Source organism: Bacillus sp. FSL M7-0558 (assembly GCF_038003245.1).
Lineage (GTDB): Bacteria > Bacillota > Bacilli > Bacillales > Bacillaceae > Bacillus > Bacillus pumilus.
The window spans coordinates 3,439,507-3,464,702 of sequence record NZ_JBBOOU010000001.1 but is presented as its reverse complement, the minus strand read 5'-3'; the positions used below and the strand labels follow the sequence as shown (position 1 = coordinate 3,464,702).

The 25,196-nt window shown below is 40.8% G+C and carries 23 protein-coding genes; 17 read left to right on the top strand and 6 right to left on the bottom strand.

Features of this window, described 5'->3' with window-relative positions:
- Nucleotides 1-29: 29 nt before the first annotated feature.
- From galT to qoxD, 6 genes are all read left to right on the top strand, one after another.
- Complete coding sequence (gene galT, locus MHB79_RS17640) at nucleotides 30-1,550, top strand: UDP-glucose--hexose-1-phosphate uridylyltransferase (protein ID WP_340990382.1); 1,521 nt, start codon at nucleotides 30-32, stop codon at nucleotides 1,548-1,550.
- A gap of 4 nt (nucleotides 1,551-1,554) precedes the next feature.
- Nucleotides 1,555-2,637: a M24 family metallopeptidase gene (locus MHB79_RS17635; RefSeq protein WP_212045688.1), complete on the top strand. Its 1,083-nt coding sequence runs from the start codon at nucleotides 1,555-1,557 to the stop codon at nucleotides 2,635-2,637.
- A 516-nt stretch (nucleotides 2,638-3,153) separates the two neighbouring features.
- Nucleotides 3,154-4,110, top strand: a complete 957-nt coding sequence (gene qoxA / locus MHB79_RS17630; protein ID WP_095117964.1) for a cytochrome aa3 quinol oxidase subunit II — start codon at nucleotides 3,154-3,156, stop codon at nucleotides 4,108-4,110.
- A gap of 27 nt (nucleotides 4,111-4,137) precedes the next feature.
- Nucleotides 4,138-6,096 (top strand): cytochrome aa3 quinol oxidase subunit I, encoded by a 1,959-nt coding sequence (gene qoxB, locus MHB79_RS17625; RefSeq protein WP_003215069.1) that lies wholly within the window; start codon nucleotides 4,138-4,140, stop codon nucleotides 6,094-6,096.
- A complete protein-coding gene (qoxC, locus tag MHB79_RS17620) occupies nucleotides 6,096-6,713 on the top strand; it encodes a cytochrome aa3 quinol oxidase subunit III (RefSeq protein WP_003214975.1) in 618 nt (205 codons plus the stop codon). Before qoxB ends, qoxC begins: the two co-directional genes overlap by 1 nt.
- A 1-nt stretch (nucleotide 6,714) precedes the next feature.
- A complete protein-coding gene (qoxD, locus tag MHB79_RS17615; protein ID WP_003215204.1) occupies nucleotides 6,715-7,095 on the top strand; it encodes a cytochrome aa3 quinol oxidase subunit IV in 381 nt (126 codons plus the stop codon).
- A 77-nt stretch (nucleotides 7,096-7,172) separates the two neighbouring features.
- Here qoxD and MHB79_RS17610 read toward each other — a convergent pair whose 3' ends face one another.
- Entirely contained in the window at nucleotides 7,173-7,439 is a 267-nt protein-coding gene (locus MHB79_RS17610) for a spore morphogenesis/germination protein YwcE (protein ID WP_003215279.1), read from the bottom strand.
- A gap of 476 nt (nucleotides 7,440-7,915) precedes the next feature.
- On the opposite strand from MHB79_RS17610, the gene MHB79_RS17605 reads away from it, so the two are divergent.
- The 3 genes from MHB79_RS17605 (at nucleotide 7,916) to MHB79_RS17595 (ending at nucleotide 11,045) form a co-directional block, all read left to right on the top strand.
- Nucleotides 7,916-9,127: an FtsW/RodA/SpoVE family cell cycle protein gene (locus MHB79_RS17605; RefSeq protein ID WP_003214578.1), complete on the top strand. Its 1,212-nt coding sequence runs from the start codon at nucleotides 7,916-7,918 to the stop codon at nucleotides 9,125-9,127.
- A 110-nt stretch (nucleotides 9,128-9,237) separates the two neighbouring features.
- The gene (nfsA, locus tag MHB79_RS17600) at nucleotides 9,238-9,987 is read left to right on the top strand and encodes an oxygen-insensitive NADPH nitroreductase (protein ID WP_340990377.1); all 750 of its coding nucleotides are present in this window, start codon (nucleotides 9,238-9,240) and stop codon (nucleotides 9,985-9,987) included.
- A 56-nt stretch (nucleotides 9,988-10,043) separates the two neighbouring features.
- Entirely contained in the window at nucleotides 10,044-11,045 is a 1,002-nt protein-coding gene (locus MHB79_RS17595) for an LLM class flavin-dependent oxidoreductase (RefSeq protein WP_340990375.1), read from the top strand.
- Between the two features lie 15 nt (nucleotides 11,046-11,060).
- Here MHB79_RS17595 and MHB79_RS17590 read toward each other — a convergent pair whose 3' ends face one another.
- Both MHB79_RS17590 and MHB79_RS17585 read right to left on the bottom strand, forming a co-directional pair.
- Nucleotides 11,061-11,288, bottom strand: a complete 228-nt coding sequence (locus tag MHB79_RS17590; RefSeq protein WP_340990639.1) for a hypothetical protein — start codon at nucleotides 11,286-11,288, stop codon at nucleotides 11,061-11,063.
- Between the two features lie 80 nt (nucleotides 11,289-11,368).
- A complete protein-coding gene (locus MHB79_RS17585; protein ID WP_340990374.1) occupies nucleotides 11,369-13,795 on the bottom strand; it encodes a S8 family peptidase in 2,427 nt (808 codons plus the stop codon).
- Nucleotides 13,796-14,295: 500 nt separating this feature from the next.
- Between MHB79_RS17585 and MHB79_RS17580 the strand changes: the two genes are divergently transcribed.
- The 6 genes from MHB79_RS17580 (at nucleotide 14,296) to MHB79_RS17555 (ending at nucleotide 20,776) form a co-directional block, all read left to right on the top strand.
- Nucleotides 14,296-14,574, top strand: a complete 279-nt coding sequence (locus MHB79_RS17580) for a hypothetical protein (protein WP_050944509.1) — start codon at nucleotides 14,296-14,298, stop codon at nucleotides 14,572-14,574.
- Nucleotides 14,575-14,626: 52 nt separating this feature from the next.
- Nucleotides 14,627-15,460, top strand: a complete 834-nt coding sequence (locus tag MHB79_RS17575; RefSeq protein ID WP_050944508.1) for a PRD domain-containing protein — start codon at nucleotides 14,627-14,629, stop codon at nucleotides 15,458-15,460.
- Between the two features lie 254 nt (nucleotides 15,461-15,714).
- Nucleotides 15,715-17,103, top strand: coding sequence for a sucrose-specific PTS transporter subunit IIBC (locus tag MHB79_RS17570; protein WP_212045684.1), 1,389 nt, complete (start codon nucleotides 15,715-15,717; stop codon nucleotides 17,101-17,103).
- Between the two features lie 19 nt (nucleotides 17,104-17,122).
- Nucleotides 17,123-18,580 carry a sucrose-6-phosphate hydrolase gene (locus tag MHB79_RS17565; protein WP_310026247.1) on the top strand — a complete coding sequence of 486 codons (1,458 nt, stop codon included), beginning with the start codon at nucleotides 17,123-17,125 and terminating at the stop codon, nucleotides 18,578-18,580.
- A 585-nt stretch (nucleotides 18,581-19,165) separates the two neighbouring features.
- Nucleotides 19,166-19,594, top strand: a complete 429-nt coding sequence (locus MHB79_RS17560; RefSeq protein ID WP_340990373.1) for a hypothetical protein — start codon at nucleotides 19,166-19,168, stop codon at nucleotides 19,592-19,594.
- A 66-nt stretch (nucleotides 19,595-19,660) separates the two neighbouring features.
- Complete coding sequence (locus tag MHB79_RS17555) at nucleotides 19,661-20,776, top strand: hypothetical protein (protein WP_050944505.1); 1,116 nt, start codon at nucleotides 19,661-19,663, stop codon at nucleotides 20,774-20,776.
- Nucleotides 20,777-21,105: 329 nt separating this feature from the next.
- Here MHB79_RS17555 and MHB79_RS17545 read toward each other — a convergent pair whose 3' ends face one another.
- From MHB79_RS17545 to MHB79_RS17535, 3 genes are all read right to left on the bottom strand, one after another.
- Nucleotides 21,106-21,378 carry a YesK family protein gene (locus MHB79_RS17545; protein ID WP_137054222.1) on the bottom strand — a complete coding sequence of 91 codons (273 nt, stop codon included), beginning with the start codon at nucleotides 21,376-21,378 and terminating at the stop codon, nucleotides 21,106-21,108.
- A gap of 144 nt (nucleotides 21,379-21,522) precedes the next feature.
- Nucleotides 21,523-21,669: a hypothetical protein gene (locus MHB79_RS17540; protein WP_170965961.1), complete on the bottom strand. Its 147-nt coding sequence runs from the start codon at nucleotides 21,667-21,669 to the stop codon at nucleotides 21,523-21,525.
- Nucleotides 21,656-22,822 (bottom strand): Rap family tetratricopeptide repeat protein, encoded by a 1,167-nt coding sequence (locus MHB79_RS17535; RefSeq protein WP_340866595.1) that lies wholly within the window; start codon nucleotides 22,820-22,822, stop codon nucleotides 21,656-21,658. Before MHB79_RS17535 ends, MHB79_RS17540 begins: the two co-directional genes overlap by 14 nt.
- A gap of 873 nt (nucleotides 22,823-23,695) precedes the next feature.
- Here MHB79_RS17535 and MHB79_RS17530 point away from each other — a divergent pair.
- Both MHB79_RS17530 and MHB79_RS17525 read left to right on the top strand, forming a co-directional pair.
- Nucleotides 23,696-23,950 (top strand): hypothetical protein, encoded by a 255-nt coding sequence (locus MHB79_RS17530; RefSeq protein ID WP_008359596.1) that lies wholly within the window; start codon nucleotides 23,696-23,698, stop codon nucleotides 23,948-23,950.
- Between the two features lie 154 nt (nucleotides 23,951-24,104).
- Nucleotides 24,105-25,178, top strand: coding sequence for a chitobiase/beta-hexosaminidase C-terminal domain-containing protein (locus tag MHB79_RS17525; RefSeq protein ID WP_340990371.1), 1,074 nt, complete (start codon nucleotides 24,105-24,107; stop codon nucleotides 25,176-25,178).
- Nucleotides 25,179-25,196: the final 18 nt, after the last annotated feature.

Sequence of the window (25,196 nt, the reverse complement as noted above, 5' to 3'; positions counted from 1 at the left end):
AAAGGCAGGCAAGAGAGGGGACAGAGGGAATGGCGATTGATATTTTTGAAAAGCTGGAACAGCTGATTCAATACGGGATGAATAAAGAGCTGATAACATCACTAGATATCGAATATACGAGAAATCGACTGCTTGAGGTGCTCAGACTCGATGAAGCGGAAGCAAGAACAGTCTCAGGAGAAGAAGACCTTGAAGACATCTTAATGCCGATGCTCGATTGGGCAGTAGAAACAGAACTTATTCCTGAGGGGACGGATACGTATCGTGATTTACTAGATGCGAAAATCATGGGCTGCTTGGTGGCACCTCCAAGTGTCATCTATGCGAAGTTTGAGGAAAAACGTCAGCAGGGAGGACCGAAGGCAGCTACGAGCTGGTTCTATGAGATGCAGCAGCATGCACACTACATTCATACAGGCAGGATCGCCAAAAATGTACAGTGGTTTACACGAACAGAAGATGGTGTGCTAGAGATCACCATTAATCTATCGAAGCCGGAAAAGGACCCCAAAGCCATCGCTGAAGCCAAGAAGCTCAGCCAAAAGCAATATCCTCTTTGTCTCCTTTGTAAAGAAAACGTTGGGTTCGAGGGACGGATTAACCATCCAGCGAGACAGAATCATCGGATTATTCCTGTGTCACTCTCAGGTGAATCGTGGTTTCTGCAATTTTCACCTTATGTGTATTACAACGAGCACTGTATAGTGTTCAAAGGCAAACATGAGCCAATGAGCATCACCAAAAAGACCTTTGAACGACTGCTTTCCTTCATATCTATATACCCGCACTATTTCATCGGGTCGAACGCCGACCTTCCGATTGTCGGTGGCAGTATATTAAGTCATGACCATTTTCAGGGCGGTGCACATGAATTTCCGATGGCAAAAGCAGAGATGGAAGAGGTCTTTTCTCTCAATGCCTTTCCAGGTGTGCGAGCTGGTATTGTGAAATGGCCGATGTCTGTGATCCGCCTTCGAAGCAGTGAGCGGCAGTCGCTCGCAGACGCAGCAGACTTTATCTTACATGAGTGGAAACTGTATTCAGATGAAGAGGTGGGGGTCATCGCTCATACAGGAGAGACACCTCACAACACCATTACACCTATTGCGAGGCGCCACGGGGATGACTATGAATTAGATTTAGTGCTTCGTAATAACCGTACAAACAAGCAGCACCCGGACGGCATTTTCCATCCGCACGAAGAAGTCCACCATATTAAAAAAGAGAATATCGGATTAATTGAAGTCATGGGCCTTGCTGTGCTTCCTGGTAGATTAGCAGAGGAAATAAGCCAATTAAAAGAGGCTTTGCTATCCGAAAATCCACTTGAAGAAATCAAAGCCCGTCCTGCTATCATGAAGCACGAGGCTTGGGCGAAGCGGCTGCTTGAAGAGAATTCCTTTACAGAGAACAATACCGAAACCATTTTACAAAAAGAAATTGGCTTTATTTTTTCTCGAATTCTCTCGCAGGCAGGTGTGTTTAAAAGAACTGAGCAAGGGAAAATAGCTTTTAACCGTTTCATTCAAACACTTCAAATAGGCAGGTGATTAGATGATTGAACAAGTAAGAGAACTAATGGAAGTAAAGCAGCTTGAAGGTGTTTTGATTCAAAAGCGAAATAACTTCTCCTGGCTGACAGGCGGAAGAAGGAATCATATTGTGTTAAATACGCCAGAGGGCGTGTGCCAGCTGCTCGTCTTAAAAGACGACCTCGTTCTCATTGTGAATCAAATGGAAGAAAAGCGGATCATTGAAGAGGAAATGGCGTACGTCGATCATCCGTTTCAAGTGGTCACAATGGATTGGTATGAGGATGAGACCCCATACATTCAAGAACTCACAAAAGGTAAACGAATTGGGACGGACATTCAAATGGATGGATTCGAATGGATCGAACCGGATTTGTCGAATATTCGCTCGATCCTAACTGCCTCACAGCTCAGACAATATGAAACGCTCTGTCATGAAACAGCGGTCATTGTAGAAAGTGTCTGTCAAGAAATCGTTCCAGGGCAGACCGAGCACGAGATTGCTTCGCTTGTTGCTCAAAGAGCCATTGCGCAAGGGATGACGATAGAAGTCCTGCTTGTGGCAACGGATGACCGGATCCATCAATATCGTCACCCGATTCCAACAGATAAAGCTCTTCAAAAGCACGCGCTTGTTGTTCTCTGCGCGGAGCGGCACGGGCTCGTTGCAAATGTTACAAGGTCTGTTTACTTTGGTCAGCTTCCGAAGGAGCTTGAAGAGAACAAAGAGCGGCTAGCACGAATTGACACGGTCATGAATGCCGCTACACGTCCTGGGGAAACATTAGGTGATGTTCTGAAAGCAGGTATTGCTCAGTACGAAAAAGAGGGCTTCCCTGATAGCTGGAAAAAGCTTCATCAAGGGGGAAAGACGGGATTTGTATCTAGGGAAATCATTGCTGTTCCCTCATCGAAGGAAGAAATTCAGCTTCATCAAGTGTTTACATGGAACCCTTCATTGCCTGGACTGAAATCAGAGGATACGATTGTTGTAGAAAAAGAGGGCAACCGCTTTTTAACGTATACAGGCAAGTGGACGTACATGGACATTGAACATGAAGGGAAGATCTATAGACGACCTGACATCTTAGTGAGAGATGAATAAATGCAGAGTGCCGGCGCTGAGCCGGTTTTTTGCTGGAAGTCTTTAGCGAGATTCCACTAATTCAGCATCATTACCAATTCTTACAGCGTATACACAGAGGATCGATACTTTCTTTTCTTGTGAACTTGCGTTAAAATGAGTAAGGTTTTTGTTAAATGTGGGGATACCTATTTTGAAATTGTTTACCTAGATAAAATTTCATTAAGTTAAATTGAAATTTGACCAAACTTTTTTATTGTGGTAAACCTAAATTTGACAAAGTTCTTGATTGTTTGTCCTTTGCCTTCAACTCTCAACTTTTCAAAATCCTAGAAATTTATTGTGTGTGCAATAATATAAATTTATGTCGAATTTATGACATTTTAATAGAAATCTGTTGAAAAATAAATGAACTTTTGAAAAAAGGGAAGCTAACTCTAACAGATTTTGATAGCATTACAAAGGGAAGAAAAGTTTTCGAAGGCAGATGGCTTTTCACAATTATTCAGCAATATATACATTATCTAAGGAAGGATGGTGATCTTCTTGTTCAGAGCCATTAAACCTATGCTTTTATTAGCGATGCTCGTGAGTGTTTTTTTATTAGGAGGTTGCAGCAATATCGCTGTTTTAGATCCTAAAGGACCTGTCGCAGCACAACAAAAAGACTTAATCCTTTTATCCATCGGATTCATGCTCTTTATCGTTGGTGCGGTATTTGTACTGTTTACCATCATTTTGGTAAAATACCGTGAGCGTAAGGACGTTGGAAACGCCTCTTATAATCCAGAACTACACGGGAATACGCTTCTAGAAGTTATCTGGACAGTGATCCCAATATTAATCGTTGCTGCCCTTTCAGTTCCAACTGTAAAAACAATTTACTCTTTGGAAGAGGCACCTCAAGCAACAAGCCATAAAGATCCTCTTGTCGTTTATGCTACAGCTGTTGATTGGAAATGGATCTTTAGCTATCCAGAGGAAAATATTGAGACAGTGAACTACTTAAACATTCCAAAAGATCAGCCGGTTTTATTCAAAATCACTTCTGCTGATACAATGGCATCACTATGGATTCCTCAGCTAGGCGGGGAGAAGTATGCGATGGCTGGAATGGAGATGGAACAATATCTTCAAGCTGATCAAGTTGGCACATATGAAGGAAGAAACGCCAACTTCACAGGCGAGGGCTTTGCTCAGCAAAAATTCAAAGTCAATGCGATGAAGCAGTCTGACTATGATAAATGGGTAAGCAAAACGAAAAAAGAAGCACCAAAGTTAACGAAGAAAACGTATGACTACTTGATGCTTCCTGATGCTGCAGATGTGCAGACATTCTCATCAACACATTTATCCTTTGCGAAGCATGGAGAGGATTCTGAATACGCACTCCAAGCACGCAAACGTTTAGGTTACCAATCAGTTTCTCCGCATTCCAAAACAGATCCTTTCGAGAATGTGAAGAACTATAAAAGAAAACTAGATAATGAATAAACTGACTAAGGAAAGGAGGAGGCCGTTATGCATTTGAAATGGGATGAGTTTTTTGTAACTGGAGACCCATTAATTCTTGGTGCGCAAATTTCTATCGCTCTTACTTCCATTGCTATCGTATTTGTTTTAACCTACTTTAAAAAGTGGAAATGGCTTTGGAAAGAATGGCTAACATCAGTTGATCATAAAAAGCTTGGGATCATGTATATCCTTGCTGCTGTGATTATGTTCTTCCGCGGTGGGGTAGACGGACTGATGATGCGCGCACAGCTGGCGCTTCCTAATAATACGTTTTTAGATTCCAACCACTATAATGAAATTTTCACAACGCATGGTACGATCATGATTCTATTCATGGCGATGCCATTTTTAATTGGTTTAATCAACGTCGTTGTACCTCTTCAAATTGGTGCACGTGACGTTGCATTCCCTTATTTGAACAACCTGAGCTTCTGGACATTTATGGTCGGAGCGATGCTGTTCAACATTTCCTTCGTCATTGGAGGATCACCAAGTGCAGGCTGGACGAGTTACATGCCGCTCGCCGGAAATGATTTCTCACCAGGACCTGGACAGAACTATTACTTGCTCGGGCTCCAAATTGCAGGTATTGGTACACTTATGACTGGTATTAACTTCATGGTGACCATCTTAAAAATGCGTACAAAAGGTATGACGCTTATGCGTATGCCAATGTTTACATGGACAACATTGATCACGTCTGTCATCATCGTATTCGCATTCCCTGTACTAACAGTTGCTTTAGCACTTATGACATTTGATCGTTTATTCGGTTCTGCATTCTTTACACTCGAAGCAGGCGGTATGCCAATGCTTTGGGCGAACCTTTTCTGGATTTGGGGACATCCTGAGGTATATATCGTGATCCTGCCGGCTTTCGGTATTTTCTCAGAAATCTTTGCGACGTTCTCAAGAAAACAGTTGTTTGGTTACAAAGCGATGGTTGTATCGATTGTGGCAATCTCTGTTCTTAGTTTCCTTGTGTGGGTTCACCACTTCTTTACAATGGGGAACAGTGCAGCGGTTAACTCATTCTTCTCGATTACAACAATGGCAATTTCTGTACCAACAGGTGTGAAAATCTTTAACTGGCTCTTTACGATGTATCGAGGCCGTATCAGCTTTACTTCACCAATGCTTTGGGCACTTGGTTTCATCCCGAACTTCGTTATCGGTGGTGTCACTGGGGTTATGCTTGCGATGGCAGCTGCGGATTACCAGTACCATAACACGTACTTCCTTGTATCCCACTTCCACTATGTATTAATCGCAGGTACTGTGTTTGCTTGTTTTGCTGGTCTTGTTTTCTGGTATCCAAAAATGTTTGGTTACAAGTTAAACGAAAGAATCGGCAAATGGTTCTTCTGGGTATTCATGATCGGATTTAACATCTGTTTCTTCCCGCAGTACTTCTTAGGACTGCAAGGAATGCCAAGACGTATTTATACGTATGGACCAGAAGATGGCTGGACTGCACTAAACTTTATCTCAACAATTGGTGCATTTATGATGGGTGTCGGATTCATCATCCTTTGCTACAACATTTACTACAGCTGGAGACACGCGAAGCGTGAAGTGTCTGGAGACAGCTGGGGAGAGGGACGTACTCTTGACTGGGCGACATCTTCTGCAATTCCGCCGCATTATAACTTTGCAGCACTTCCAGAAGTGACAACACCAGATGCATTCCATCATTGGAAGCAAAACAATGTAGACGTTCATCCTGAAAAAGAATTCAAGAAAATTCACATGCCGCACAATTCAGGCAGACCGCTTATCATGTCTGCATTCTTCGGACTTGGTGCATTCGGTCTTGTATTTGAATGGTACTGGATTGGCGTTATTGGCTTAATCGGTGTATTTGCAACGATGATTTTACGTTCATTCGAATACGACGATGGCTACTATATTCCTGTTGAAGAAGTGATTGAAACAGAGAAAAAGAATAAGGAGGCGCAGAAGTAATGGGACATAATGATAGCAGCTATGCAAATGCACCGCTTGAATATCAGTCTGAAACGGGACGTTTAAACATCCTTGGTTTCTGGATATTCCTTGGCGCGGAAATCGTGTTATTCTCAACACTTTTTGCGACCTACTTTGTTCTTCATGGCAGAACAGCTGGCGGCGTTTTACCAGCTGAGCTGTTTGATATGAAGCTTGTATTGATCATGACATTCCTGCTATTGGTTAGTTCATTTACATGTGGGATTGCCGTTCATGAAATGCGCCGTGGAAGTACAAAAGGGGTTGTCATTTGGACGATTCTGACACTGCTTCTAGGTGCAGGCTTCGTTGGCTTTGAGATTTTCGAGTTCTTCCATTATGTACATGAGGGCGCGAGCATTCATACAAGTGCGTATTGGTCTGCATTCTTTGTACTCTTAGGAACTCACGGACTACACGTATCCATCGGTATCTTCTGGATTACCGGGGTCTTGTTCCAAATTAAAAAACGTGGATTAACTCCACAAACAGCATCGAAGATTTTTATCTCAAGTCTATACTGGCATTTCCTTGATGTAGTATGGATTTTCATCTTCACAGCTGTTTACTTGATCGGATTAGGGGGGCTTTTGTGATATGGCTGGAAAAACAAATTCCTCAGCAGAGCACGAACACTTCCCTTGGAAACACGTAGTTGGCTTCATCCTATCCATCGTGCTAACGATCTTAGCATTCTGGATTGCCATTGGAGCTGAAATTGGCAGTTCTGCAAAACTTTGGATTATCTTTGGTTTTGCCTTCATTCAAGCGTTCTTGCAGCTATTCATGTTTATGCACATGACAGAAAGCGAGAACGGAACTGTTCAAGTCGGAAATACATTGTTTGGTCTGTTTTGTGCGATTATCTTCGTTATCGGATCTGTTTGGATCTTTGCGGCTCACTACAGCCACGGAGAGAACAGCAAAGACGGTTATTCACCTTCTGCGCCAAAGCAATCGGAGCATTCAGAGAAATAATAAAAAACCACTCATCTCTCAAAGGTGAGTGGTTTTTATCATGATGTTGATAACGTCTCCAATAAGTGGTGCGTTATTTATCTGGTGCTACTGAATCTTTTGCGAATGAATGGAAGTCCATAAATGAGGAACGCTGCAATATGTGCCAAAATGACGTTAATGGCAAAGAATGCGATCATGAAGGTATGTCCTGCTGGAGATAAACTGCTTGTCATGTAAAGACCGAAGAAAATCCACATAATCATAATGGGTGGAATTGAAGCTAGCGCAATTTTTCTGTTTTCAAGCCATAAAAACAGGGGTGTAGCCGTTGCAATACATAGGTACGCAAAGAACATATCCATCGTATCCAACTCCTTTGTAAGTTGATGTTCAATTCAAATGAGAGGTCAGGATGCAATTGTGTCTGTTTTTAGGAGATATTGTGAACATTTTGTTACAAGTATTATACCACAATTGACTTTGAAGTAAACTCAATAATTGGAAAATGGGCCTTATTCCGTAGAAAGTGGCTTTTTCCTTTTCTCTTCATAAAACTTATGCTGACTTGATAATTGCTTGTCATATCGCCACATAGGTCATTGAATTTTCCCCTTAATATCTGTAAAATAATCTTTTTAAAGGACTCGTGATCGGTTGAATGGAAAGAGTATAGAGGAATTTTTTCCTATTGTTAGGATGAAAAGTATTTCATTTTTTGAAAAATGATTGGAACCTTTCGGATGTATCTTCCGTCATATTTAAGGTGAGTTGCTTTTGTGAAAATTTCAATCTAATATAAATAAGGGCTTTTATGTTTTGTAATAAGGGTGGTTAGTTCATGAACAAGCAGAATACATCTCCGTACTATCAAGGGGATTTAATTTTTATATTTTTAGCCTTCTTTGCCATCAGTGTCATTGCGATTTATGCTGCGGGTCAATTTGGGCAGTATGGATCTAATGCATGGACCAGACAGATTATTTATTACATGGTCGGAGTTATATGTATCGTAGCCATAAATTACTTTGATTTGGAGCAATTAGAGAAGCTAAGTCTCTATATTTTTATAGGCGGCATCCTGTTGTTACTCTTTCTGAAAGTCGCTCCTGCACAAATCGGAGGTCATGATTTTGCTCCAATTAAAAATGGTGCAAAAAGCTGGTTTGTGATACCGGGGGTTGGAACACTTCAGCCCTCAGAGTTCATGAAAATTGGTTTGATTATGATGCTCGCATCTGTTATTGGCAAGTCAAGCCCTAGAGGAAAACGGACATTAGAAGATGATATCTTCCTTCTATTAAAAATTGCCGGGGTGGCAGCTGTTCCAGTTGGACTGATTTTCTTACAGGATGCAGGTACGGCAGCTGTCTGTATGTTTATTGTCGTTGTGATGGTGTTTTTATCAGGGGTCAATTGGAAGCTGATTTCTCTCATCGGTTCCGTTGTTGTGCTTTTAGTTGCCGCTGTGTTAGCCGTGATCATACTTTTCCCTGATGTTGCGAAAACAATTGGTATTCAGCAGTATCAGATTAACCGGATTACCGCTTGGCTACCTGATAGTTCAACGTCAACCAACCAAGCGCAGACTCAGGATGCGTCGGGGTCTGATAAATACCAAGTAGACCAGGCCATTATGGCTATTGGTGCTGGACAGATTTTTGGGAATGGGGTTAAAAACTTAAAGGTCTATGTCCCAGAAGCACAAACAGATATGATTTTCTCCATTATAGGAGAAGCCTTTGGGTTTATCGGCTGTGCGTTTGTTGTGATCATGTTCTTCTTCTTGATCTACCGGCTTGTCGTGCTGATTGACCGTATCCATCCTTATAGCCGATTTGCGTCATTCTTTTGTGTGGGATATACAGCACTTATTGTGATCCATACGTTCCAGAACATTGGGATGAACATAGGCGTGATGCCTGTAACAGGAATTCCGCTCCTATTTATCAGCTTCGGAGGAAGCTCTGTTTTATCTGTTCTCATTGGATTCGGGATTGCTTATAATGCAAGTGTTCAATTAACGAAATACCAAAGTTATTTATTTAAATAAAACGGGTAAGGGCAGTCTAAGCATAGACTGTCTTTTTTCATTCGAGTTTTAATTTTTGAAAAGCCATATGGCTTTGCCTTATGATAGTAGAAGTGAAGGAGGTCTTCGAATTGAACAAAACGATAGAAACGATATTAAATCATCGGTCCATCCGTTCGTTTACAGACGAGCGTTTGACCGAAGAAGAGGTGCTGACACTTATTAAAAGTGCACAGGCTGCTTCGACATCAAGCTATGTACAGGCGTACAGTATTATTGGTGTGACAGATCAGGAGAAGAAGGCCAAGCTTGCTGAACTGGCTGGGAATCAGCCATACGTTGAGAAGAATGGGCATTTCTTTGTCTTCTGTGCAGACTTGAAACGCCATGATGATATTGCAAAAAAAGCAGGGAAGAATCATCAGGAGGCGCTTGAGAATACAGAAGCCTTTCTCATTAGCGTCATTGATACAGCGCTCGCTGCGCAAAATATGAGTATAGCCGCAGAATCAATGGGACTTGGGATCTGCTATATAGGCGGTCTGCGTAATCAACTGAGAGAAGTCTCTGATTTGCTTGAAACGCCATCATATGTGCTGCCGTTATTTGGTCTGGTTGTCGGACATCCAGCGAGTCAATCGTCACAAAAGGAACGAATGCCAGTTGAACTCATTTATCATGAAAATTCATATCAGCAAGATGAAGCGCATGTGGATCGTTATTTAAAAGAATACGATGACCGTATTTCATCATATTATGAAGAACGAACAAACGGAGAGAGAACAGATACTTGGTCTAAGCAGATGCTTCGCGGCTTTAGTCAGCCAAAGCGTGCCTTCCTTGGGGAATTTGTGAAAGAGAAGGGCTTTAATCGAAAATAAATAAGAAATCCCCCTTTCGATTGAGAGAGGGGGATTTCTGTAAGAGGTGCAGTAAGATGAAATTAAGTATACTGGATCAATCTCCTTTGATTGGAGATGCAACACCTGCTGAAGCCTTAAAGCAAACGGTTGAATTGGCAAAGCAGGCAGAGAAGTGGGGCTATCACCGTTTTTGGGTATCAGAGCATCACTTTTCAAACCGGCTTGCAGGATCGAGCCCAGAGGTGCTTCTCGGTCATCTATCAGCCGTTACGTCACAAATACGTATTGGCTCAGGCGGTGTGATGCTGCCTCACTATAGCGCCTATAAAGTAGCAGAGAACTTCAGGGTTCTTGAAGCACTCGCTCCTGGCAGAATCGATCTTGGGATTGGACGTGCTCCTGGTGGTATGCCCATTTCCTCCATAGCTCTTCATCATGGTGAACGAAAACGTCTAGGTGATCAATATCCTGAGCAGGTAGAAGAGCTGAAGGTCTATTTACACGACCTAGCAGATGAATTTTATCCACTGCCTCATTTAACCGCTTCTCCGAAGGTAGAGACTGCACCAGAGGTATGGATGCTTGGTTCCTCTGGAGGAAGTGCAAGACTTGCGGCGAAAGCAGGTGCAGGCTATACGTTTGCGCTATTTATCAATGGCGAAGGCGGAGAAGATTCTGTGGAGCAATATATCAACCGGTTCGAACCTTCAGCATTCGGTGATGAGCCGCGCGTTAGTCTGGCGGTCTTCGTTTTATGTGCTGAAACAGAGGAACAGGCAGAAAAACTGGCAGTCAGCTTAGATTTATCCTTACTTGCCAATGAACAGGGGCAAAACCTCGGGGGCTTTCCTTCATATGAAAAGGCACAGGCTTATTCCTATAGTCCATATGAACAAAAACGAGTGGCTGCCAATCGTCAAAGGATGGTGGTTGGAACGCCATCTTCTGTGAAAAAACAGCTGACGGCACTAACGAAGGCTTATCGTACAGATGAAGTGATCGCCGTGACCATCACTCACCGCATGCAAGACCGGCTCACATCTTATCGTTTATTAAAAGAAGCCTTTGATGCATAACGTATGTATGTCTGTTTACCGTCCACGCAGCCGGTAGATAGGGAAGAGGAGCATCATGATGAAAATAAATGTGGCTGTCACCAGCAAACTAAGCGGGTAAATGAAGGACACATAGACCGTCAGCTCGCATGCTTGATGAAAAGGACGAGGATGGTTCGCATATAAAAGGGTGAAAAAATACACCAAGGTGATCGTTAGAAAAAAAGCAATAAAAAAAGAAACGATCCATAGCAATATCAACATCAATCTCTCTTTCCTCCATATATGATCGAAAAGCCTTGATGAGCGATCCACTCATACAAGGCTTTTCTTGTGATTCACATTTATTCAGGATAAATATCGAAAGGTTCCTTCGTTTGAACAGTGTCGGATTTCCCTTTCAAACTTGCATACGCAAGCATTGTATACTCACCAGATTCGAGCTTTTGACCTTGATTAATTGTGCCATTCCATTTTACGCGGTGTTCTCCTTTATCAACATGTTGATAAACACCTGCTTCACCTAAATACTCTCCATCTGTCGAGTAGACGAGGAATGCAAGGTTTTCAGCTCCGCCAGGCAGATAGCTGCTAATGACATAGCTTCCAGCACGGTTATCCGGCTCTACAGAAACCGAAGTGACGCGAGGATAATCAGGCTCTTTTACAATCAATAAAGTCGGAATCTCTGTGACCTTTCTGCCATTTTCGCGAAGGGTAATGCTGCCTTGGTACGTTCCTTTTTTCGTTTTACCATATTTCACTTGTACCGCGGAAGTAAAGGACCCAGTGGAATTCCCTTTGACAGTGATTTTTTTCGTTCCATTTGTGCTGATGCCGCTGCCATCGAATTTGTAATCAATGGTATACGTTTTCGGTGCTTTTGAAAGGTTTTCTACCTTGAATTTCTTTGTTTTGATTTGAACGCCTTTTTCTTTCAAGAAAGTGCCGTAAGAATAACTCGCATCAGAAACGATAGATGACGCTTGGAGTGATTCAATGATTCGAACACTGCCTGTCCCTTGTGTGTTGTGAGGGAATGGGCTGCCGTTTGCGTCAAATAGTTTTTCTGCTGTATTCATGAGTAATGCTTTGATTTGTTCTGTTGAGTAAGATGGTTTTGCTTGCTTCATGATCGCTGCAACCCCTGCCACATGCGGTGAAGCCATGCTTGTCCCTTGCTTTGAGCCATATCCGTAAGGCTGAGAAGGATCATGCGTTGGGATTGTACTCACAATGCTGACGCCTGGCGCTGATAAATCAGGTTTAATCATCCACGTATCCACAACTGGTCCACGAGATGAGAAGTCAGCGACTTGCTCACTAAGTTCTTTGACAAATTGAATGGAGAAAGTCGTTGTATTGTCTCCAGCCTCAATGGCTTTGACAAGCGCCGTTCCTTCAGCTTTTGAAAGCTTAATCGTAGGAAGAGCAAGACTCGGTACATCGACTGGAATTTCTCCATCGGTGTTGTTATACATCACAACGCCGATTGCACCAGCAGCTTTTGCATTGTCGACTTTATCAACAAAGGCAATGGCTCCTCGTTCGATCACGGCAACCTTTCCTTTCACATCGATGTCTTCAAATGCTTTTTCGTCACCGATACCTGCATGGACGAGTGTGACTTGTTTTTGGTCAAGTGCTTTTAAATCACTCTCTTGGTAGTAGCCCATCACTTTTGCAGTAGAATAGTTCGGGAATTTCACATTGTAAAGGCTGTAAGGAAGCTGAGTTGCTCCGACAGATATTGCATCTCTTGACGTGCCGGGAGATCCGACTGTCCAGCTGTTCGGACCGCTGTTTCCATTTGATGTGACAGCGACAACGCCTTCAGACATGGCCCAATCGAGTGCGATGCTTGTAGCATAATCAGGATTATTCACACTATTTCCGAGAGAGAGGTTCATGACATCTGCTCCATCAGTAACAGCACGGTCGATGCCTGCAAGGACGTTTTCAGTCGTCCCAGAACCGCCTGGTCCAAGTACACGGTACGCAAGAAGTGAGGCATCCTTTGCGACACCTTTAATTTGTCCATTGGCAGCAATTGTTCCTGCGACGTGTGTGCCATGGTCTGTCGATTCACCTCTAGGGTCTCCTTTAGGTGTCTCTTGCGGAGAATAATCATTATCAACAAAATCATAGCCTTTGTATAAACCGAAGTTTCCTTTTAAATCAGGGTGGGTATAGTCTACTCCAGTATCAATGACAGCGACTTTTACCCCTTTTCCAGAGTAGCCGGCATCCCAAGCTTTTGGGGCACCGATAAATGGAGCGCTTTTATCCATAAAGGGGGAGACATCTTCGTTTGGAAGCTGGATGCTTTCTTTTTTCACTTCATCTGTTTGATATGTAACATCCGGATAAACGGCTTTTACTCCGTCAACTGCGAGCAGCTTCGGAATTTCGTTTGCAGGAAGTTTCATCGAGAAACCAGAGAAGACTTTTTCGTATTCTTGACGAACACTCGCTTTATCAATTTCTTTGAGTGCTTCATTTTTTACTTTTGTTCGAGATTTTTTGAGGGAGGCCTTTGTTTGAGCTTTGCCTTCTTGCTTTGCTTCAACTAAGGATTTTTCCTTTAATTCAACAATGACAGTGGTGTGTTTTCTAGAATTGACATTGATTTCACCGAAGATTTCTGCTTTTTCCAGTTCCACCTGTTTGTTTGATGGAGCGGCACTAGCCTGTTGACCTGTAAAGAATGTGGATAAAATAAAAATAGTGGAGAACAATAGAACAGAAGAACGAGAGATGACCTTTTTCATTAATTTTCCCCTTTCTAGCTGTGTTTTTAGGGAGATAGCCTTTCTTTTTGTGGATAAATAGGAAAGATTCACTGCCCGTTATTAAGTATTCAATACGATGAAAACAATTCCTTTACTAAAATGGTCTTATTTTACATAGTTATAAAGAACTATTTTGTTTATAAAGTCTCACTTATACACAAACTCCTGTTGATAACTCAATTATTTAGATATATATATGGAAAACAAAAAAATCTCATACACAAAATCTAGTAATGGGGTGTTGATATGTGGATAAACCCTGTTGATAAGGTGTGCTTATCTTTTGGATATAGTGTGTATAAAATTTTTATTCAAACATCCTCGTACATGATGATCTTCTGCACTTTTCAACAAAACTTCTGAAAACTAGTTTGTTTTTTCACCCAGATTGTGACAAACCTCTCTTTTTTCTCGGGATATGATAGGAGCAGTTGTTTTGCTAGAACTGCTAGATTCTAAGAAAAGCGGAGGGATGTTCGGTGAGGAAATTCAGAAACTGGTTGAGTGTATGGTTTGGTTTCATGATGAATGTGCTTGTGAATCCTGGTGTGATGATGAAGCAGCAACGTTTTCAGGCGGCTGCGGTGGATGATCGTTTCTTTCAAGTCGTGAACGAGAGAGAGCTAGAGAAGCTGGCAGAAGAAAAGAACAAGAAGCGCAGGTCAGAGAAACCATTTAAGCAAAGTCTGATGATGCTTGATGAGAAGACGACGAGAGAGGCGCGTGCTGGTCCGCTCTTACCTTTACATGGGAGATGAAACAGGGTAAAATCCCACATAAGAAACGTTATCTAGTGGGAGAGGATACCCCTTGAAGATATATAAGATATTGAATAACAATGCGGTGATTGTAAAGGAGGGTGATCAGGAGAAAATTGTGATGGGGCCCGGAATTGCTTTTCAGAAGGGGAAAAATGACGTCATTCCCGTTCAAAAAATAGAGAAAATCTTTGTTGTGCGTGAAGAAAATGAGAAATTCAAACAAATTCTTGCGACATTGCCCGAAGCGCATATTGAGGTGGCAGAGCATATCATCAGTTATGCAGAGGGTGAACTGATGATGCCGCTTAGTGATCATATCCACATATCACTGACTGACCATTTATCCTTTGCCATTGAGCGCATTCAAAAGGGCATTGTGCTATATAATAAATTGCTTGGTGAGATCAAAGTCTTATATAAGCAGGAATATGAAATTGGAAAGTATGCCATTCGTTATGTAAAGGATCGGCTTGGGGTTGAACTGCCGGACGATGAGGCAGGGTATGTGGCACTCCATATTCATACGGCCAAAATGAATACGGAGTCTATGAAAAAAACCGTGAAATATACAACGATGATCAAAGAAATGATCGAGCATATAGAAAGCTATTTTCAGCATTCAATTGATGAGGATAGTATTTCCTATCAGCGACTTGTGACACATTTGAGGTATGCATTAGGCAGGTTGGAATCAAATGAGGCATTTCAAATCATGGACGATGACATGCTGAGTTTTATCCAAACAAAGTATGATTTGGCTTACCAGTGTGCACGTGGACTCGCTGAATTGTTAAAAAATGAATATGAACTTCATCTCCCTGAATCGGAGATCGGCTACATCACGCTGCATGTCCAGCGTCTGCAGGATGCCGAATTGGTTTAGTGGTTGTGCCTGCATGCAGGCTTTTTTTTATGCACACTACTTTAAATAGTGTATATGGGTCAATAGATTCGAAAAAAGAGGTTGACGCACGTGACGCTCTTATACTATGATGAAAGCGTAATCAAAACTTGATATCGCGGGATTGTGACTGTCAGGCAGGCAAGACCTAAAATTTGCGTAACGAGGGGACGTGTATGTCCTTTTATCGTTAGTGAATTTTAGGTCTTTTTTGTTTTAAAAAAGGAGGAGACAACATGGATTATCAAAAAACAGCCAAAGAATTAACAGAACTATTAGGCGGCAAGAAAAATGTCATCAGTGCCACGCATTGTGCAACAAGACTCAGATTGGTGATGAAAGATGAGGAACTGATTGACAAAGATGCCATTGAGGAACTTGAAGGGGTAAAGGGGGCTTTCTCAAGCTCGGGGCAATTCCAAATCATTTTTGGAACGGGAGCGGTCAACAAAGTATATGAACCATTTGCTCGTGAGACCGGCCTTGAGACAGACGACGAGAAAGAAAAACCTGTCAGCCATGATGAAGCAGTGAAACAAAAAATGAATCCACTTGCACGTTTTGCAAAGACGTTGTCAAATATTTTTGTACCGATCATTCCAGCCATTGTTGCAAGCGGTTTATTAATGGGGCTTTTAGGCATGATGAAAGCCTTCAAATGGGCTGACCCAAGCTCCGCGATCTTCCAAATGCTTGATATGTTCTCAAGTGCAGCCTTTATCATTTTACCGATTTTAATTGGTGTCAGTGCAGCGAAAGAGTTTGGTGGAAATCCGTATTTAGGAGCCGTTATTGGGGGGATTATGATTCACCCGAACCTGCTCAACCCGTGGGGACTGACGGATGCGAAACCAGAGTATATGCATTTATTCAATTTTGATATTGCTCTTCTTGGTTACCAAGGAACAGTCATTCCAGTGTTATTGACTGTGTACATCATGTGCCTTGTTGAAAAGTATTTAAGAAAAGTGGTTCCGAACAGTATTGATTTACTTGTGACCCCATTTGTGACGGTGATTGTGACTGGATTTGTGACGTTTATTGCTGTTGGACCGCTTGGAAGAATGCTCGGTACAGGAATTTCGAATGCACTGACATTTATTTATGATCACGCAGGGTTCTTAGCAGGACTTATTTTCGGAGGAGCCTACTCTCTCATTGTGCTCACAGGGGTTCATCATAGCTTCCATGCGATTGAAGCAGGACTGCTGAATGATATTGGGCGGAACTATTTGCTGCCAATTTGGGCGATGTCCAACGTAGCGCAAGGCGGGGCAGGCTTGGCAGTCTTTTTCTTAGCGAAACGCGCGAAAACAAAAGAAATTGCACTTCCTGCAGCCTTCTCAGCTTTCCTAGGGATTACCGAGCCTGTTATATTCGGTGTCAACCTCCGCTATCGTAAACCGTTTATTGCCGCGATGATCGGAGGCGCATTAGGCGGGGCATTTGTTGTCTTCACAAAGGTAGCCGCCAACGCCTATGGTTTAACGGGGATTCCGATGATTGCTATTGCAGCGCCATTCGGTGTGCAAAATGTGGTGAATTATGTGATTGGTATGTTAATCGCTGTTGCTGTTTCATTTACTCTTACCATCATCTTTAAAGTAAAAGAAGTCGAAAAATAATCAAGGAGTGGTCACAGTCATGACAACAACTGACGCAGTACTTCGTCAAAAGGTAGCAGAACGTATTCGAAACTACGAGCATTTGGTGAAAAAAGATGTGTACCGCCAGCATTTTCATTTAATGCCGCCAGTAGGTCTTTTAAATGACCCGAATGGGTTGATTCAGTGGAAAGGCGTTTACCACGTTTTTTATCAGTGGCAGCCATTCGAAACGGGTCACGGCGCAAAATTTTGGGGCCATTACACATCCACAGATCTAGTAAATTGGCAGCACGAGGAAGCCGCCCTTGCGCCAAGTGATTGGTTTGATCAAAACGGCTGTTATTCTGGCAGTGCAGTCATTGACGATGGACATATGTATGTGATGTACACTGGCAACGTTCGCGATGAACAAGGGAACCGCGAGACGTATCAATGTTTAGCTGTTTCAGAGGATGGCATTCATTTTCAGAAAAAAGGAGTCGTGGCGACGCTGCCAGATGGATTCACCGCCCATTTTCGTGATCCGAAAGTATGGAAGCGAAATGGCCAGTGGTACATGGTTCTAGGTGCACAAAGCCTGAATCTGAAAGGGAATCTCGTCTTGTTTACCTCTGATACTTTAGATAATTGGACGTTTCAAGGCATCATTGCAGGCAGTGGGAAAAATGGATTAGAGGATTTCGGCTATATGTGGGAATGTCCAGATCTATTTGAATTAGATGGCCGGGATGTATTGATTGTGTCGCCGCAGGGGCTCAAGCCGGATGGCTTAAAATATCATAATACACATCAATCAGGCTATTTTGTTGGGAGATTGGATGACCATACTTATCAATATACGCACGGAGCATTTGAGGAGCTGGACCGAGGCTTTGACTTCTATGCGCAGCAAACCTTTCTAGACGAATCAGGCAGACGCCTTCTAATCGGATGGATGGGAGTGCCTGATCAAGGAGAAGAGCATCACCCAACGATTTCGTATCAATGGATACACTGCCTCACCATTCCGAGAGAGCTGCGTTTAGATGATGACGGACATCTGATTCAAAAGCCAGTCACTGAGCTTCAGGCGATGAGAACCAACGAACAAGAGCATATTTTCCATATCAAACGCTCCGTTCAATCGATTCCTGTAGATGATATTACGAGCGCAGAGTTATTCATTGATCAAATTGATACACAAAAAGGGTTTGAATGCTGTATTCGAGCGGCAGCCCGTATCATTTATGATAAAGATGAGGGCAAACTGACACTAGAGCGAGATCGATTTGAAGATCGATCAAAAGAAGTTCGAGAAGTAGCAATAGAGGAATTACACGATCTTCACATCTTTATCGATGCATCGTCGATTGAGATTTTTGTAAACGGAGGCCGGGAAGTATTGACTGCTCGTTACTTTCCTTCCCCGGGAAATAAATCAATCTCGATCAGTGGTAGAAATGAAACAATGCTGAAACTGAAAACATGGCATTTACAAAGAGAAGCAGGTCGTTGAACTGCTCAACAAGTAGGGAAACGTCTACGTCTTCTACAAGTGATGATCAGTATGATGTGAAATTGAATTTTCCGGTTGATAAGTACCAAGAAACAGCGCAATGCTATAAATAAGGGAGCTCTTCAGCCGCCTTCACGTTTGATAGAAAAGGTGCCGATCAAAGATAAGGAATGTCAAACAAGAAAAAAGAGATGAATCATGAGTTTGTATAGGTAGAAATCTACCTGTATGAAATATCACTACTAAAGCTAAAGAAGAGCGAAAAAGAAGCAGGAAGGGATAGCCTGCTTCTTTTTGTTTTGTGCAGTGAGTAAATCTCTATTTTCCTTAAAAGCGCAGAGGAAGTGTTTGTACATGACCAATGAAAGAAATACAATTACAGCGTTCCATTGTTGGAAAAGGAACGGGGAATTGAAGGTTAAACCCAAACCTTTCAAGTAACATATTCTAAAAAGACTAATAGGATAGATGCAACAGGGTGACATTGTCTTGGTTTTCTAAGACAAAAAGAAGCCAGTCCTAGTAATTGTTGTTTCAAGAGAAGAAGTAGAGAAAACAGGTTGCTATTACAAGCGAGTCATCAAGATGTTGGATCGAGTAGACAAAAATAAAGTAATTGGCTTGGGACATGCCGCAATTGTCTCTAATGAAAAAAAACAGACAGTAGAATCTTGGCATAAGCTTTGGAGTCCAATTAAACAGCATGGAGTCAGAAAGTACAATAATACATGGGGTGCTAGAAAGAAGGTATATGGGCTATGGGTGAATAAGTATAATAATAACAAATATGTAAATGTAACTAAGTATGCCGAGAAACAAGCTAAAGATAAGAAGCCATACAATTTGAACTTCTTTGACAAGAAAACTACAAAAAAATTCTATTGCTCTCAATTAGCTTGGAAGGCTTGGAAAAATCAAGGTCATGATATTGACAATAATAAAAAAGATTCAGTTGTGTCACCGATGGAATTAGTTAGCTCTAACAACACGAAGGTCTTTTATCATAAAAAGTAAGTTAATAAGCAGTCGGGGATTTCCCCCGATTGCTTTGCTTGTTTAAAATTGAAAGGAGATGATTGAATGAAATACTTTAAGTTACTTTTATCAGCTTGCGCAATAGCATTAATATGTACAGCATGTTCAAAGAAAGAGGAGGCTGTGGGGGATTCTCCTAAGGGAGAATTGAGCAATATGAAAGATAGTAAATTTGCTATCATTTATTCGCAGGTAATGGATAGAGGATGCGAGGTGGTCAACTATAACAACGAAGGAAAAAAATTGTCGAGTATTAGAATGAAAAACTGTGTGGGATTTACCTCATCTACTCAGAGCGATAATAATATGTACTTTTCATCTAATAGGTCTAATTATCATGTATCTCTAAATAAGAAGACTGGGAAGGTAGAGCCTTTGAATACAAAATCACTTTCAAAGTCTACAGATGACGAGGGTGCATTCTTTATTAACTACTCTAACGGGTATGTTATACACGACATTAACGTTGGCTTTACAGAGGATGGCTTAGTAGGAGAATTAGTATATTGGAATGAAGATGACAACGATAAAAATCAAGTTGAATTAGACGGAGAATTAACAACAGCTATATTTGAAGACAAAAAAATCTATGCCATTCTCAGTAATGATGAAAGTGTCACAGTGTCTTCAATAGACCCTAAAACTCATAAAGAAAAACGAAAAAAGTTAGACGTCGACTCAGTCTTCTTTCCTGACAATAATGAATCTTTGAAGTCATTAAACAATGAAGAATTAATTCTTGCCGTAAACGATGGCGTTGACAGTAAGAAAGAATCGATGTTGGTTGTACTCGACAAAAAAACTCTCGATAAGAAGAGAGAAATAGTAATGGATAAAGGATTCATTATCTACAAGATCAATGTAGACAAGGATAGAGTCACGATAGTTTCCTATGAAGGAGAAGTCAAGACATTCAACAGAGACTTCAAAGAGATATCATCTGAAAAAATTCCACTTAATTTTAAATCAGATGACGAACGTTTAGAAGAGGTCAAGATTTTAGACGGTAAGATTTATGCATTGGTAAGAATGTTTGATAGAGATAAGGATGGAGTTATTGGCAGAATTATTGAATATAATATTGAAAGCAAAGACTCTAAAGAGATATCTCTAAAATCTGATAGAGATTGGGAAATGACAAGCTTGGAAGTTGTAAAATAACTGACGAGGAGCGTGGAGTAAATTAACTTACATTATCTTGAACCCATGTGGCTTGTGTTATTCACATTGCCATTGTTGTATTTGGCTTAGGGGATTATTGGCTATTTAATCTTTAAGAAGGTTCATGTGGTGCTAATTATCACATTTATAACTTCAACCATCTTCATATTTGCCTATACTGGGTTCGACCTGTCGATTATATATTGGGTAGTGGCTATGACCTTTCTATGCATGTGTACCACTGTCATCACAAAAATCATTCGATATATGTATGATCGCTATAAAAGAGCATAATAACCAGCCAAAGCTTGTGTTCCCGAACATGAGCTTTATTTTTGTTTCTTACCACTAAAATAACTCAAACCCAAAATGCTTGTAATAATTAAAGCGATAACTGACGCAATCAGCAAAGAAACGCTGATCGCTCCTAACCCTAAACCTTCCCATCCTCCCACAAAAAAGCTTATGAGCAATAAGATGATACTTACCAGCATTAAAACTGATGGAAATCCATACTGGAAAGATGACTTCTTTTTTTTAAAGATTAAAGAGATACCTAGTATAATAACTGTAAGGATGGTTGTCAGTATCCAGAAAGACATTTGTCTTGCCCCCTTGAAAGAAGAACCCTAATGAATAATTATATGTTTTTCAGTATCGTACCACTGATTTAAGTTGTTTACAAAAGCAGTTAGTTAAAAAAACGGTTCTATGACAATGGATGTCACAGAACCGTTTCTTTGATCTTATATTGTATTTCCAGCTTCTTTCCCTACACTCGATGTAATCACTTTGTCAGCCACTTCATGTGAGACAGCAGCAGAATGAAAAATTGGTAACGCTAATGCTACAGTTACAAGCATGATGGGAACAAAAATTCTACTCTTCAACATTTAACAATTCCCCTCCTTGAATTAACGACTTTGCTTCAAGTGCTCTTTCATAAAAAACGACAGCAATTTCCAACTGCCTACTTTTATTATAGTATTGCGCAGCTTCAAAAGCTAGTTGGTACACATCTTCGTAAAGATTTTTGCTTTGTATATTGTCAAGACAACGTTTTAACTCTGTGATCGCATTTGGTGTCTTAGATTGAAAATAAAGGCAATATAAAAATTTCATTTCTTCTTCATAAATTTTGTCATTCAGTTGTTGGGCTGCCGAGACTCCTTTCTCATATGTTTCGGCTGCTGGAACAACCTGTCCTAATTTCAAGAGGGTGTATAGCTTGTTAAAATAGGCTTTTGGAACATGTGATGTTTCATTCTTTTCAAAAAGTTCACAAGAAGTATCAAAGTGGGACAGGGCATCTGTATATTTTTCTAAGTGGAAATAACACTTGCCTAAGTTAAAGATCGTAGAGGATATAAGGTATTCGTTTTTCGTCTGCTGTGCAAAAGAATGGGATTTTTCAAAGTAAGTAAGTGCATCAGCGTATTGTAGTTTAGACAGATAATTTCCAGCGATGACTGAATAACACCAGGCTATTTTTTCTTGCATTAATGGTTGCTCTGTAAATAGACTCAATGCTTTATGTGCATACATGACAGAAATTTGATACTGATCTATGTGGTAGTACACTTCTGATAATTTGTAGTAAAATTCAGCCTTTTCAGTAGGGTCTTCAATATCCAGGAGAACTTTTTCAGCAGATTTATAAGAACTGATCGCCTCGTCAAATTGCTTTTTCCTAAATTCGTGCATTCCTTTAAAAAACCAAAAATAAAAATCTAACATCTTTTCAATTTGATCTTTGTCTTCGTGAAGTGATTGATCAATCTTATGTTTCTGCTCATTTATCTGAACCATATATTCATCTAACTCTTGGCTAGATAACTTAGGCTTGAGGTAGCTTAGCATTAAGTCATGTCGAAATTCTAGAAGACTAAAATATAATAAAACAGTTTGATTTTCCTCCATACTGTCAAAGAGTCGTTTAACATCCGCTTTTAGAAATTCAGCATCAGTTATTTGATCTTTTTTGATGGCTGAATACCATTCATTCAGTTTGATCGCAACCTCGTCATAAGTGATAGAACCACCCATATATACTCCCCCTTCATATTCCTATAAAACCAATTATATACAATACTTTAACATGTCTAACTATTCTAAAATCGAACAGATGCGCTATTTATGTAAATTTTCGGTATACCGCAAAATCAAGCCGACTCTAAGAGGGAAAATGAGTAATTCATATAACATATGACAAGCTACATATTACTTATTTTTACACAAATGTTGGAAAATAAATCGTCATCTGCGATAATAAGTCTAAATTGTGGTGAATAGAAAGGGGCAGGTAATTAATGAATCACTTTAAAGTTATGATATTGAGCCTTACCTTATTAATGGGGATCACAACTACTGTACATATAAATTCCTCAAATGATTTTCAAACCGCAGAAAACGGATACTTTGGATAAGCATTAGGAGAAGTAGACTCTCCACAAGTTTACTTTTTCTATTGGGCTTTCTAGTGTTAGCAAAAAGGCGTACTGGAATAAAAAGCAACTCCATTAATGATTGATTGAAAAAAGAACAAAGAAAAAGCCCTGTCCACAGGGCTTTTTTGTTCGTCTTTATTCAGTTCGATGTTTCATTTTATGAATTGTTCTATAAGCAGATTCAACGCCAATGAAAACGACAAAGAATATAACTATCCAACTGAACAGGTCAGCCCAAACATTGGACATGTTTAGCTGGGGTTAGCCCATTCCATTATACTGCTCTGGTTTTAATAGTTAAATCAACCTGTATCTTATAGCCTATAACGTGTATATACAAGGTTGGCTGGAAGCGGTTTGATGACGTTTTACATATAGGATATCAAGTGGCATTATGGTATCATTTTAAAATATATACAGCTGAGGCTGACGTTTATCCAAATGCGGTAGGACAAAAAAAGGGGTTGTTTATTTGAATTCAAAACAGCAACCGACGACTAGAAAACGCTTGGAGACAATGGCAGATCATGTTGAAGATAAACGTGAAGAATATAAAGAATTGCTCATTCAAGTCCAATCTATTCTCGGTGAACCTTCTCTAGAGCAGGAAGAATTAAAAGAGAAGCTGTCAGATACGTATAAACAAATGAAAGAATATGCCTTATTTGTTGAATCCATTGAAGCCTTTATTCGAAAAATGGCGAAAGAATCTGATCAGCAAAAGTAGGTATTCATTTATGGATAAAAGAGTGTACTTGCGTGCGAGTGCACTCTTTTATTTCGGTCAGATGATTCAGAAATTGAAATGAAAGCGTTGACATTTCTATTGTCATGATAAATAATAAATAAAAATTCATCTGAGCATGTACAGGAGGAACGATATGAACCATACAACCAAGAAATGCCTGATCACCTTTATCATTGTCCTATTTTCTATGAGTTTTCTTTTTCCTTCCGTTTCTTCTGCCCGAAATCATACGTCGTATTTTGCATCAACTGCTTCAGTCCCATCTGGTCAATATTATCGTTCACAAGAGGTAGCTCTGCATTCTCACGTTCAAAAAGCTTCTCTTTATTACACAACAGATGGCAGCCAGCCGACAACTCAAAGTCAGTTATACAAAAAGCCCATTCATATAGAAACTGATACGACTTTAAAAGTAAGCGCTTACAATAAAAACCATCGCCTTTCCACGTCTACGTACAATTATCGCTTTGTCACACGAGAGGACATTGCATCATCTTTTTTATCTTTCGAATACCAAGGAATGCCTTATCGGCTGTATATTCCAAAAAACCATAAGAGGGGTAAAGCCTATCCTCTAGTCCTGTTCTTACATGGAGGCGGGGAGAGGGGAACAGACAATCAAAAGCAGTTACTTGCGAATGATGGTGCAGTTTTATGGGCTTCCCCTGAAGTCCAAAAGAAACATCCTTCGTACGTACTAGCACCTCAGGCGCGAAATGCTGTCGATGGAGGATTTGCATTAACAAGAAATTTGCAAAATGAAATCGATCTGACAAACGTGTTTCAATTTTCACCAGATTTACACAAAGCTTATGATGTCCTTCAGCATGTGTTAACTTCTTATCAGATTGATCAGAAAAGAATTTATGCGACGGGTTTATCACAAGGTGGATTTGGCACGTACCAGTTGAACATCACATATCCTCGTTTGTTTGCAGCGATGATTCCTATTGCGGGGGGTGCAGATCCAAGCAAGGCAGGAATTTTAGCGCACAAGCCGATATGGGCATTTCATGCAGAAGATGATTCCATTATCCCTATCAGCTATGCGAGAAATACAATTCAAGCTATTCAAAAAGCTGGCGGCCAGCCGCTTTATACGGAGTACGCAAGCAAGTATGGATATGACCATGCATCATGGACGCCTGCTTATGAGACACCAGGCTTAACAGATTGGCTGTTTGCACAGAGACGCAGCTATCGATAAACAAAACCCGATTCACCT